General features: G+C 42.7%; 5 protein-coding genes. 3 read left to right on the top strand and 2 right to left on the bottom strand.

The genetic code is table 11. The features are described 5' to 3' along the window. The first annotated feature begins 10 nt into the window (after positions 1-10). The gene (locus OU792_RS04600) at positions 11-10,291 is read left to right on the top strand and encodes a DUF7507 domain-containing protein (protein WP_274669596.1); all 10,281 of its coding nucleotides are present in this window, start codon (positions 11-13) and stop codon (positions 10,289-10,291) included. Positions 10,292-10,303: 12 nt separating this feature from the next. Continuing rightward, positions 10,304-11,269, top strand: coding sequence for a PorP/SprF family type IX secretion system membrane protein (locus OU792_RS04595; RefSeq protein ID WP_446698876.1), 966 nt, complete (start codon positions 10,304-10,306; stop codon positions 11,267-11,269). Positions 11,270-11,283: 14 nt separating this feature from the next. On the opposite strand, the gene OU792_RS04590 is transcribed toward OU792_RS04595, so the two are convergent. Continuing rightward, positions 11,284-11,808: a GNAT family N-acetyltransferase gene (locus OU792_RS04590; protein ID WP_274669595.1), complete on the bottom strand. Its 525-nt coding sequence runs from the start codon at positions 11,806-11,808 to the stop codon at positions 11,284-11,286. Positions 11,809-11,822: 14 nt separating this feature from the next. Further along, on the bottom strand, positions 11,823-12,803 hold the full coding sequence (locus OU792_RS04585) for an NADPH:quinone oxidoreductase family protein (RefSeq protein ID WP_274669594.1): 981 nt from the start codon (positions 12,801-12,803) through the stop codon (positions 11,823-11,825). Positions 12,804-12,900: 97 nt separating this feature from the next. Between OU792_RS04585 and OU792_RS04580 the strand changes: the two genes are divergently transcribed. Further along, complete coding sequence (locus OU792_RS04580) at positions 12,901-14,289, top strand: dipeptidase (RefSeq protein WP_274669593.1); 1,389 nt, start codon at positions 12,901-12,903, stop codon at positions 14,287-14,289. Positions 14,290-14,311 lie beyond the last annotated feature (22 nt).

Here is a 14,311-nt window from a genome sequence, read left to right as displayed (position 1 = left end):
AGAATGGAAAGTGCAGCGGACTGGAGATCCAGGAACAATTCAGCTTAGCGTTGATCTATCCGGGATAGCTATTACTGCTACCCAGACAAATGAGATTAAGCTACTCATCGACACTGATGGAAATGGAGATTTTACGGATGGAAGTCCTACTGTGGTAGACGCTTCTTCCTTTACCAATTCTGTTGCTTTATTTAATGGAGTCAATCTTCCAAATAATGCGGTCTTTACGATAGTTACCGGTCCGGGTAACCCTACTTGGACATTGAAAAAAGAATCAGCCAGTCCTAGCTTTAATGCTGCAGGACAGCCATTGGTATACAAGTTTGTTTTGACTAATACTGGAAATGTTCCGATAACCAATGTCAGACTATTCGATATTTCTATAAATAGAGAACCTGGAATCAATCTGTCTACCGATATAGGCGGAGATCAAATTCTTAGTCCTGGAGAGCTTTGGGAATATGTAACTCCATATCGAACCACCCAAGCAGATATGGATGCTGGATTCTTCACCAACATTGCTCAAGCTACAGGTAATTCGGCAGCTGGTTCGCCTACACCTGCTTCAGATACCGTAACGGTTATTGCTATACAAAGTCCAGCTTGGACCTTGACAAAGTCGACGACAGCAACGGGTTATTCTCAAGTAGGCGAGGTGATTCCTTATGAATTCCAATTGTCCAATACAGGTAATGTCAGCATAAGCAATGTGAGTCTTGCTGATAATCTATTGTTATCTCCACCAGTATTGGTAAGTGGAGATGGAGGAAATAAAAGTGTGCTTGAAGTTGGAGAGACATGGGTATATCAAGGCTCTTATACGGTAACACAAGCGGACTTGGATGCTGGAAGTATTACCAATATTGCTTCTGCTTCAGGCATCCCTTCTGGAGGAAACCTTGCTGATATTTCTGATTCGATTACTATATCGGCAGTACAAAATGCTGCAATTGATTTTATAAAGATTGTGGCAAGTAATCCTGCTACTTATGGGGCAGTGGGGGATACTATAGTTTATCAGATGGGCTTACAAAATACTGGAAACGTTACTATCAGTAATGTAAAAGTTGAAGACCCAACGGTAACATCTGGTCCTACATTAAGCTCAGGTGATACTAATTCAAATGGCCTTTTGGATGTAGGTGAATCATGGACCTATAATGCTATCTACATCGTAAATCAAAATGATATAGATGCGGGTAGTGTAACTAATGTGGCAACTGCCAGTGGTACTCCATCTGGAGGTACTCTAAATGATGTTACTTCTTCTGTGACGGTCGTAGGTCAGCAAGCAATAGCCTTGGATCTGGATAAGACAGTCAGTACGAATTCTTTTATCAATGCTGGAGAAATAGTCACCTATACCTTCACGGTAACCAATAATGGTAATGTGACACTCAAAGAAGTGATTCTTTCCGATGCCCGAATCAATTTCAATCAGTCCATCGGTATTCTGGCTCCGGGTGAAACGCAAACTTTTACTTCTGATTATACCATCACTCAAGCAGATGTAAATTCCCAGATTGTGATAAACACAGCTACAGTCTCCGGAAAATCTCCTTCCGATGTGGTAGTAGATGCAACTGCTTCTGCCTACGTTGTAGGTCAGGATCAAGGAGCATTAGAGGTAATTATAAAAGTCAAAGAGAAAACGTATTCCCAAGCTGGAGAAACGCTCAATTATGATATTCTAGTTAGAAATGTTGGAAATATCACAGTCAATACCATTCAGGTTACGGATAATCTGACTGGCTTTAGTTCTACCATTCCTAGTCTTGCTCCTGGAGAGAGTACGACCCTAACTACCGGTTATTCTGTCACTCAACCAGATTTGGATGCGGGCAAGGTAGTCAACGAGGTGAACGTAAGTGGGGTAGAAGCCTCGCCTCAGGCGACGGTATTAACGGCGAAAGATATTGAAGTTTCTACTGCTAATGTATCGCCTTCAATCAATGTTCAGACAAGTTTGCAATCTGGCCCTAATCCCTATTCAGCATTAGGTGATGTGTTGACTTTTGAAACGGTTGTGACAAATACTGGAAATGTCACCTTATCGAATGTTACTATTTCTGAACCGCTGTCAGGAATTACAATACCAGCCTTGACTTCTTTGGCGCCAGGGACTTCTCAATCCTTTACTTTTACTTATACCATAAAGCAGTCTGATTTGGATGCTGGAAGCGTGACAAATTTTGTTTCTGTTTCTGGAGCTTCTCCTTCAAATGTTCAAGTAACCAATCAGGCTTCCATTACTATTCTATCCAGACAAAATAATGGTATCCTTTTGACTAAAAGTGGAAATCCAGCTACCTATTCTCAGGTAGGCGAAGAGATTACTTATAGTTTGGAAGTTCGAAATACCGGGAACGTTACCCTATCGAATGTGACCATTACGGATCCATTGACTGGACTAAATCAAAACTTGGGTCCAATTATTTCAGGAGTTTCCATTCCAGTTACGGCTACTTATAGAATTACGCAGCAGGATTTGGATAGAGGATATGTAAGTAATACCGCAAGTGTATCCGCTACAGATCCTAGTAATCAGTCTATTTCTACCACAGCGATCGATACAGTGAGAGCAGTACAGAATCCGCAATTGACTCTTCAGAAAACAGCTGATAAATCAAGTTATTCGACCTTGGGTGAGCCGATTACTTATACCCTTACTATCAGTAATTCTGGAAACGTTACCTTGAAAAATTTACTTGTTTCTGATCCACTTACAGGAGTAAACAGTAATCTGGGCACATTGTCTCCGGGAGATACTAAAACAGTCAAAACTACTCATCTTGTGACCCAACAAGACCTGGATGCAGGAGACTTGACGAATACTGCAATAGTGGATGCGGTAGATCCTAATGCAGTCACTATAGAGGTTACAGATGCGCTGACAATCAATGCCGTTCAAAATCCTGGAATTGAGATAGTCAAAACAGCGCTTACCTCTACCTATGTCGCAGTAAATGATTTGTTGGAATACGAAATTGAAGTTACCAATACAGGCAATGTGACCTTGACGTCTGTCACTGTTGAGGATCCTTTGACTCAGACAAATCAGAATGTAGGAACGCTTATTCCTGGCGCTAGTCAAACAATCACGGTTAGTTATTTTGTAACACAGGCTGATTTGGACAATGGTTCGGTTATAAATACGGCTACAGTTAGCGCGACAGATCCTAGTTCGAATACTGTCCAAGATCAAAGTTCGGTAACGGTTCAAGGCACATCAAGTCCTTCCCTAAACTTTACAAAAGCAGCAGATAAAATCAATGTTCAGGCAGTTGGAGAGATAATTACCTATTCCCTTGAGGTGACCAACACTGGAAATGTGACCTTGTCCGACCTAGTGGTGGAGGATAATTTGACAGGCTTTGTTTCTTCACCTCCATTTACTTTGGCACCAAATGCTAGTCAATCTTTCACTACTACTTATACGGTAAATCAAGCAGATTTGGATCTAGGCTATATTGAAAATATTGCTAGAGTAGCTGGTCAAGATCCATTTAACTTAGCTATTGATGGAGCGGATACTTTAAATATTCAGGCACTTCAAGGGCCTGCCTTAGAGCTGGAGAAAACGGTAAGTCAAACTACCTTCAAAGCGGCTGGTGAAGTTGTGACCTATACTTTTGTTGTAACCAATATAGGTAATGTCACCCTTACAGGTGTGGTGCTTGATGATCCTAGAGTTTCTTTCAATCAATCGGTGGGAACACTAGCCCCTGGTGCAAGTCAAACATTTAGCTTTGATTATACCTTATCTCAGGATGATGTAGATGGTCAGGTTGTTATTAATACGGCGACTGTTACAGGAATTGCTCCTGATTCCAGTATTGTAAGCGTCAATGATGTAGCCTATGTGACCATTGAAGATTTGGGAGCATTGGATATCAATAAAGTCGCATTAAACAAATCATATTCTTCAGTAGGAGAGCAAGTAGACTTTGAGATCACGGTAAGCAATATTGGAAACGTAACCATTGACAATGTTCGATTGATCGATGCTTTGACAGGCTTGGATAGCAATATCGGTAATTTGCAGCCTGGTGCCAATGTAGTGGTTCCGACAAGTTATGTGATCACTCAAGCAGATATTGATGCGGGTAAAATAGTGAATCTTGCCACTGTGGAAGGTGTGGAGAACACTCCTCAAGCGAGACCAGTCTCTGCGAAAGATGAGGCAACTGCATTTGCCATTCGAAATGGTGCGGTAAAAATTGAAAAAGTTACTTCGACTCCTACCTATGATGTTTCCGGATTCACTTTACGGTATGAATTATTAGTTACCAATACCGGTAATGTCACCTTGACCAATGTGCGTGTTACAGATCCTTTGACCAAGTTGGATCAGATAATTCCTTCGCTTTCACCAGGTCAGGTTGTGAACATCCCAACTACTTATCTGGCCACACTTACCGACATGAATATTGGTGAAATCACGAATTTGGCTTATGTCTCGGCAACAACTCCAGGAAGTTTGACTGTATCTGATAAGGATGCTGTCAGAAGTCAGGCTGTTCAGAGACCTGCTTTGAGTTTGGCAAAGACAGCAAATGTTTCGGATTACGATCAGGTAGGCGATTTGATTACCTATACTATAGAAGCTACCAATTCAGGGAATGTCACGCTTTTCAATTTGGTCGTTTCAGATCCGTTGACAGGCACAAATCAAAATATTGGTAACCTTGATCCAGGTCAATCATTCTCAATCACAGAAATTTATCAAATTACTCAGGCAGATTTGGATGCTGGTTCGGTTGTCAATACCGCAGAAGTGGCTGGATTGGATTCTAATTCCAACTCAATTTCAGCAACAGCTTCGGCAACGGTACCTGCTATTCAAAATGGCAAAATAGAGTTTACCAAGACAGGTTCACCAAATTCTTATGACCAAGTAGGAGATATAATCACCTATCGTTTGACTGTTAAGAATACCGGTAATGTGACTTTGCGAAATTTGGTGATCACGGATCCGCTGACTGGGCTCAATCAAACTTTTGTATCCCTCGCACCACAAAGCAGTCAGGTGATCAATGAGACCTATGCCGTAACGCAAGCCGATATTGATGGTGGGTTTATTTTGAATACTGCAAATGTTCAGGCCTTTGACCCAGCCAATCAAAAGCTGGTGGCTTCTGACACTTATGTGATCGGTGCCCAACAAAATCCGGGGATTGCGTTGACTAAGGTGACTACAACGCCGACTTACAGTCAGGTTGGTGATATTTTATCCTTCACCTTAGAGGTAAGTAATACAGGAAATGAAACCTTAACCGATGTTACGGTAAAAGATCCACTGACTAATTTGGATCAAAATCTGGGAACCATCAGTCCGGGACAAAGTCAAACTTTGGTTACTACTTATACCATTACTCAAGCTGATCTTGATACAGGTCAAGTTACAAACACAGCCTCTGTTAGTGGTTTGGATCCTAATAGCCAGTCCTTAGTAGCTAGTGCAGCTTCTATCGCCAACGCTATTCAAAGTCCTGCCCTAAGTCTGACAAAAACCAGTCAAAGTAATTCCTACTCACAAAATGGAGAGTTAATCACCTTTGATTTGCGAGTAGAAAATACAGGAAATGTGACCTTGGACAATGTTGTTATAAGAGATCCATTGACTGGATTGAATCAAAACATTGGAATCTTGTCTCCTGGTCAATCAATAGCTATTTCAACTACCTACAGAATTACTCAGCAAGATCTTGATAAAGGACAATTTGTAAATACCGGTATTGTGGAGGGACTTGATCCGCTAGGCAATACCATTCGAGTTTCCGAGTCGGAAACAATTACAGCCCAACTGAATCCTGAAATTGAAATCACCAAATCAGCTATTCCTACTACTTATGATCAGGTAGGGGATGTTATTCGGTATGTGCTCAAGATTCGAAATACCGGAAATGTGACCATGAATTCCATTCGCGTGACTGATCCACTTACAGGTTTGGATCGAAATCTTGGAATTTTAGTACCTAAGAAGGTTCTTACCCTCAATGAAAGTTATACCATTACTCAGCTTGATATTGACCGCGGGGAAGTAATCAATACGGCTTTTGTAAGTGCGAAGAGCCCAGATAAAACGGATTATCAGGATAGTTCGAGGGTAATTGTTACTGCTATTCAAAATCCTGGCTTAGGCCTTACAAAAACAACAACCACACCTTTCTATTCAAATGTAGGGGATGTGTTGAATTTTGATTTAGTGGTGAAAAACACGGGTAATGAAACCTTGTTCAAGGTCAGATTGCAGGATCCGTTAACTGGGCTCGTTCAAAGCTTGGGAACCATGAATCCTGGAGATAGCGTCGCTGTTTCCACAAATTACACCGTTACCCAAGCAGATGTAGATGCAGGACAGGTTGATAATTCAGCTTCTGTGCTTGGTTTGGATCCAAATAGTAAAAAAGTCAGAGCATCTGCTAGTTCTATCGCTACGGCAAACCAAGCCCCAAGTATAGATATAACCAAAACGGCTACCCCAACTACCTATGATCAGGTAGGGGACATCATTACCTATCAGCTTGAAATTTCCAATACGGGCAACCTCACCTTAAGTGATGTGGTAGTGATAGATCCATTGACAAATACCAACCAAGCCATTGGGACTCTGACACCGGGTCAAAAAATCACTGTGACCGAAGCCTATCAGATAAAGCAATCCGATATTGACAATGGGTCTGTGATTAATACAGCTTCAGTAACTGCACTTGATCCTAACGGGCTTGATGTTTCTGATAGTGCAAGTGCTACAGCTACAGCAGTTCAAAATCCTGGTATTGGTATCATCAAGTCGACCGTCACTCCTGGTAATTATTCTCTACCGGGGGATGAGGTTGAGTTTACCATTATTGTATCAAATACTGGAAATGAAACTCTTTCCGATGTAACTGTTGTTGATCCGCTTACCAACCTAAATCAAGTAGTAGGGATCTTATTGCCTGGTGAAACTCAGACAATCACCACGTCCTATTTTGTTTCACAAGCAGATATCGATGCAGGAAAGGTAATTAATACTGCTATCGTTTCAGGAACCGATCCAAATAATCAAATATTGAGTTCTTCGGCAGTATCGTTGGCATCAGCGATTCAGTCTTCATCAATTTCCATTGTGAAAACTGCTGATAAAAATGACTTCAATCAATTAGGTGAGATTATTACGTATAGCCTAGAGCTTACAAATACAGGTAATACAACGCTTTCAAATATTGTTCTAAGTGATCCATTAATTAATCTTACTGAATCGGTTCAGCCATTAAGCCCAGGTGCTAGCTATACCACATCGGGTACTTACACAGTTAAACAATCTGATTTGGACCAAGGCTTTATTAGAAATGTAGCAAGTCTTTCAGCAGAGGATCCCACCAATTCAATTTTAAGAGATGCTGATACCTTGTTAATCAATGCAGTTCAAAATCCTGCGTTGACTCTGATAAAGACTGCATCTGCTCAATCGTATTCATCTGTTGGAGAAGATATTACCTATGATTTGACTGTTACAAACTCTGGAAATGTCACCTTAACGGATTTGAATTTGGTTGATCCGCTTACCGGATTGAGTCAGAATTTGGGGGATTTCATTCCTGGAGAGTCTATCAGTATTCAATCAAACTATGTAATTACACAAGGGGATTTAGATGCGGGAGAGGTAAAAAATACAGCCACAGTTAGCGGCTTAGATCCAGGTTCACAAGGGGTTAGTGATTCTGATACGGTAGTCATGAATGCCGTTCAAAATCCTGATTTGTTGTTTGAGAAAATTGCAATCCCAAGAATTTTTGATCAAGCAGGGGACCAAATCACTTATACCCTTACGATAACAAATACGGGCAATTTGACCCTTAATTCATTACAATTAACAGACCCACTTACTGCTACCGATAGTAGTATAGGATCGATTGCCCCTGGACAAGCAAAAACTCTAACGGTAGTTTATCAGACTTCCCAACAAGATGTTGATTCTGGAGAGGTGTTGAATACAGCTACTATTACTGGGCTTGATCCATTCGGAAATTCGATCACAAGAATAGACACAGCACTTGTTACCGCGATCCAGAATCCGGGCATCGGCTTGATCAAGGTATCGGACAAGAAGGAATACAGCCAGGTAGGCGAGGTGTTGACCTATACGCTGACGGCGGTGAACACGGGCAACGAGACGCTGACCGATGTAACGATCACTGATCCGCTGACCGGACTGACGCAGAACGTGGGCAGCTTGTCACCGGACGAGAGCCAGAGTGTGACGACGAGCTACACGGTTACCCAGCAGGACCTTGACAGCGGCCGTGTACTGAACACAGGCACGGCGAGTGGCACGGATCCGAACCAGACGGTGGTGAGCGCGGATGCGCAGGCGGTGGCGAATGCGGTTCAGACCCCGGCTATCAGTCTGAGCAAGACAGTGACACCGGGCGCCTACGATCAGGCGGGTGATGTATTGACCTATCAATTGACGGTAGAGAACACGGGCAACGTGACGCTGACCGATGTGACGATCACCGATCCGTTGACTGGTTTGAGCCAAACAATCGGAACGCTGACACCGGGTCAGAAGGCGACGGTCAACGAGCAGTACACGGTTATCCAGCAGGATGTGGACGCCGGTCAGGTGGTGAACACGGCAAGCGTGACGGGTACCTCCCCGAGCCAGCAGACGGCTAACGCAACAGCGAGTGCGACAGCGACTGCGATCCAGAATCCGGGCATCGGCTTGATCAAGGTATCGGACAAGAAGGAATACAGCCAGGTAGGCGAGGTGTTGACCTATACGCTGACGGCGGTGAACACGGGCAACGAGACGCTGACCGATGTAACGATCACTGATCCGCTGACCGGACTGACGCAGAACGTGGGCAGCTTGTCACCGGGCGAGAGCCAGAGTGTGACGACGAGCTACACGGTGACCCAGCAGGACCTTGACAGCGGCCGTGTACTGAACACGGGCACGGCGAGCGGCACGGATCCGAACCAGACGGTGGTGAGTGCGGATGCACAGGCGGTTTCATTTGCTTTAGCAAATCCACAAGTTGAATTGAGAAAAATTGCTGAAGAAAGCACCTTTAGCAAAGTTGGAGATGTAATCAATTACCAGTTGGAAATTGAAAATACCGGAAATATCACCATTCGAGATATTGTCGTTGAGGATCCATTAACTGGTTTGTCTGAAGAGATAGAGAAGCTTGATGTTAATCAGACGATTACACTGTCTACTACATACACTATAAAAGCTGAAGATGTTCAACGTGGATTCTTTACGAATACGGCTTTTGTAAGTGGCAGTTATTTTGGTTCTGAACTAATTGAAGCTAATGGATTTGCAACCTCTAATTTTATTCCGTTTGAAATCATTGCAAATAATGATGAGTTTGGAGTATTCCCATTGAGTTTTGCTGGATCATTAGGCAATGTGTTGAATAATGATTTGGTGGGTGGATCCAGTCCTGATCCGGCAGATATCATTATTGAATTGATTGATGCAGGTGGTTTAGTCGGCGTAAGTTTTGATGATGAAGGAAATCTGATATTGATTCCAGGTCTAAATGAACCGGGTATTTTCCGATTGATATATAGAATTAGTCAGGTTGGATTTGAAACAAATCAGGATGAAGCAACCATTACTGTGGAGTTGGAAGAAGACCGAGTTGAGATTTCTGTTCAAAAATCGACTTTGGCGACGGAAATCTTTGAAGGAGATGAATTTGTATATGAGATTTTGATTCAAAACTTGGGAGAGACTCCAGCCAAAGGAGTGGTCATACGGGATGAGTTGCCAAGTGGAGTGCAGCGAATCAGTGAGGAAATTATCCGAATCAGCGATCCTCAAATAGTGATTACACCTGTTGTTTCTGGTAGTGTACTCACTTGGGAAATTCCTTTCCTTCCAAGTGGATCTGAAGTTGTTATTCAAATCAAAGTTAAAGCCAGAGACCCAGGAATGGTAACCAACGTGGTTTCAATCGAATCTGAAGGTGTAGATATTGATATGAGTAATAATCAAGATTCAGTGACAGATGAAATCCGAGCATTTAGAATTACAAATGTGATTACTCCGAATTCAGACGGATTCAACGATGAATTTGAGATCAAAGGTCTTCATAAGTTCACCGAGAATAGATTGGTTATTTTTAACAGATTGGGTGATTCTGTATTAGAAGTAGACGATTATCAGAACAATTGGTCTGCCGAAGGCCTGAGTCCAGGAACCTATTTCTATGTTCTTAAGGCTAAGAATTCTTCCAATGAAGAATTTGTATTCCAGGGCTGGATTCAAGTAATCAAACGTTAAAGTATGAGAGCTATGATGAAATCTTTTTTCCTTCTTGGAATGGTATTGATCCTCTTGAATTCAAGTCTGAAGGCTCAGCAGCTTCCTCAGTTTAGTCAGTATATTTTTAATGGGCTTCATATCAACCCCGGGTATGCTGGGTATAAAGGGGAACCTTACATTCAGTCTACATATCGTAGTCAATGGCTGAATTTCCCAGGCTCCCCTTCTACCTTTTCATTGACAGCAGATTTAAGCGCAAATGAAGGAACGATGGGATTTGGCCTTTCTATACTAAGTGATGAAATCGGGCCCACGAATACTTTTTCGGGAATGCTCACATATGCTTATCGAATACAATTGGGAAAAGAAAGCTTTCTGGGTCTCGGAGCAAGTTTTGGAATTTCAGAATATAAGATTGACGGGAGCCTTTTGGATCCAAACGACCCTAATGATCCAGAAATCCCTGATGGAACTCTGAATATGTTTACACCTAATTTAAATTCCGGATTGTTTTTTCATACTCCTACATTCTACGCTGGGTTTAGTGTTTTCAATATGATCGGTCGCAAATCCTTAGAACGTGAAGACCTCGCGTTGGCATATCATGATTTCCACTATTTCTTGACATTCGGAGCATTGTTTAATATTTCGGATCAGGTAGCCTTTAAACCCAATATTTTATTTAAAGAAGTAAAAGGTGCCCCAACTAATGTGGACACCAATGTGATGTTTCTTTTTTATGAAAGAATATGGTTTGGAGCTGCTTACCGGTCGAATCTTAAAATTTGGAATGAAAACTTGCAAGACAACCTGTCGAATAGAAATGCTATAGCGGGAATCCTAGAGGTCTTCATCACAGACCGGTTACGTTTGGGCTATGCTTACGACCATAATTTGAATGTTCTTCAAGACTTCAGAAGCAATTCACATGAATTTTCCCTTGGTTTTTACATGATTCCAAGAAAAGCAGTAATGAAAAATCCTCGCTGGTTCTAGATTCTACAAAATAATTAGGTTCCTATCAGCGGCCTCCGCATCATCCAATCCAGCTGCTCATCATTGCCTAGTTTGAAAACATGTTGGTCGAAAATCTGAAATCTGTTTTTTTGGTAAAATTTGATTGCTTTGGTATTCTTTTCCCATACACCAAGCCAGAGCCAATCCAATCCCAGCACCTTTCCTAAATCATAAGCTTGTTTTAAAAGTAATGCCCCAATTCCTCTTCCCTGAAATCCCTTGTCCACGTAGATTCGGGCGATTTCTAAGGAAGAATCCAACGTTTCACTTTGCGCTTTTCCCCAATTGAGTTGAATGTATCCGACCACCTTGTTTTCCAGTTTGACAAAAAAGAATTTGATTTCGGAATCAGTCAGAAGTTGCAAGATTCGTTCTTCGGAAAACTCATCCCGAAGGTAGAGATCCATGTTCTCCGGCGTGTTTTGACTGGCGTAGGTATCCACAAAGCAGGCACGTGCAAAACGATGTAGCATTTTCAAATCAGAAGCTTGAATTTCATGGATCTTGTAATTATTCATGGAAGCTTAAAAATCTACTTTTTCACAATTACCACTCCCTTACCCAGCATTTTTCGCTCCAAGATCGCATTCAAAGCTTTTGGTGCTTCTTCAAGCGAATACTTTCCTCCGATATGCTGAGAAATCTTTTCTTGCTTTATCCATTGCATCAATTGAGCGATATTCTGAAAACTCAATTCAGGCTCAAGTTTTGAAAATTGCCCCCAAAATACTCCGACTATAGAGCAACCTTTCAGGAGGGGCAGATTCATCGGGATTTTCGGAATTTCCCCATTGGCAAAGCCGACGATGAGATAACGTCCCTTCCAAGCCATTCCACGCAAAGCGGCTTCGGTGTATTCGCCACCCACAGGATCATAGACCACATCCACTCCTTTGCCTTGAGTTAGTTCTTTGATGTGAGCCTTCAGGTCTTCTTTTTGATAATTAATGGTTAGTTCAGCTCCTTTTTCCTTACAAAGAGCCAGTTTTTCCTCGGAAGAGGCTGCTGCGATGACTTTTGCTCCCATCGTTTTTCCCAGCTCTACTGCCGCGAGGCCTACTCCTCCCGCCGCACCCAATACCAGCAAGGTTTCTCCGGGCTGTAGATTTGCACGGTCCTTCAAGGCATGATAAGAGGTGCCATAGGTGTAGAGAGTCGTGGCCGCAATCTCGGAAGGAAGACCAGATGGAAGTTTGAATACCCGGTCGGAATCCACAGCTACTTTTTCAGCGAAGCCACCCCAGCCGCAAAGTGCCAAAACGCTATCTCCAACTTGGACGTTTTTTACCTCGCTACCAATTTCAATAACTATTCCAGCGACTTCTCCGCCCGGCGAAAAGGGTAATTCAGGTTTGAATTGATATTTGTTTTGGATGATGAGGACATCCGGAAAGTTGACCCCACAGGCATCGACTTGGATCAGTACTTGGCTAGGGCCGGGAGTTGGATCAGGTAGTTCTCCGTATTTGAGGGTTTCAGGAAGTCCAAATTTTTCGCAAATAACTGCCTTCATTGCTTTCTGTATTTTTTGTCACTGAGAAAAGGTCGGTGGAAAATAGGCATTTCCTCCCGAATCAGATAATTTTGGGGACATTCAACAAAGTAAGCTCATGTCAGTCAATCAAATAATTCAAGAAAATAAAGATCGATTTTTAAACGAACTCCTCGACCTATTGAGGATTCCTTCCGTCAGTGCCGACCCTAAATTCAAAGAGGATGTTTTCAAAGCAGCCGAATTTGTAAAAGAGAGTTTGGAGAAGGCAGGTGCGGATGTGGTCGAAATTTGCGAAACCCCAGGCTATCCGATTGTTTATGGGGAAAAAATTATAGACCCCAATCTTCCCACTGTTCTTGTTTACGGACATTATGATGTGCAGCCGGCAGATCCTTATGAGCTTTGGGATTCCCCGCCTTTTGAGCCGGTGATCAAAAAGACTGCAAATCATCCGGAAGGAGCGATTTTCGCCCGAGGCTCGGCTGATGACAAAGGGCAGTTTTACATGCATGTGAAAGCTTTTGAAGCCATGATGGCAGCAGGTGATTTGCCCTGCAATGTCAAATTTATGATTGAGGGGGAAGAGGAAGTAGGTTCTGACAATCTGGAAGGCTTTGTTTTGGCTAACAAGGAGAAATTAAAATCTGATGTCATTCTGATTTCAGATACGCATATGATTTCCATGCAAGATCCTTCGATCACAGTAGGGCTCCGTGGATTGACTTATATGGAGGTGGAAGTAACTGGCCCCAATAGAGATCTGCACTCAGGTACCTATGGAGGAGCTGTCGCAAATCCTATAAATGTTTTGGCCAAGATGATTGGTTCGCTGAAAGATGAAAATGAGCATATCACCATACCGGGCTTTTATGACAAGGTGCAGGAACTGACTGCTGAGCAGCGTAGTAGATTGAATGAAGCTCCTTTTGACTTAGAAGAGTACAAGGCCAAGCTTGAAGTCGATGAAGTTCATGGGGAGAAGGGCTATACGACGATTGAGCGCGTGGGAATCCGGCCAACTTTGGATGTCAATGGAATCTGGGGAGGTTATATAGGTGAGGGTGCAAAGACCGTCCTCCCTTCCAAAGCTTATGCAAAAATTTCGATGCGATTGGTGCCAGATCAGGACTGGAAAGAGATTGCCAAACTTTTTGAAGATCACTTCCGCTCTTTGGCACCAAAACCGGTGAAGGTAAAAGTGAAAAGTCATCATGGAGGTTCACCTGCGGTGGTTTCCGATACCTCCATTGGCTATAAAGCTGCTGAAGCTGCGATGGAAGAGACTTTCGGAAAGCGACCTATTCCTACTCGAGAGGGTGGTTCCATTCCGATTGTAGCGCTTTTCCAGAAGGAATTGGGATCTGACCCCATTCTTTTCGGTTTTGGTTTGGATACGGATGCACTTCACTCTCCCAATGAGCATTATGGGGTTCAGAATTATTTCATAGGAATTGAGACTATTGCAGCCTTTTTCCGATACTTCCGTCAGATGAGTCAATCCTAATTGCGAACTATCTTTCCTTCAT

Origin of the sequence: Algoriphagus sp. NF (assembly GCF_028823735.1) — a bacterium.
Lineage (GTDB): Bacteria > Bacteroidota > Bacteroidia > Cytophagales > Cyclobacteriaceae > Algoriphagus > Algoriphagus marincola.
Note: the sequence above shows the minus strand (reverse complement) of the source record. Positions and strands in the feature narration are given on the sequence as shown.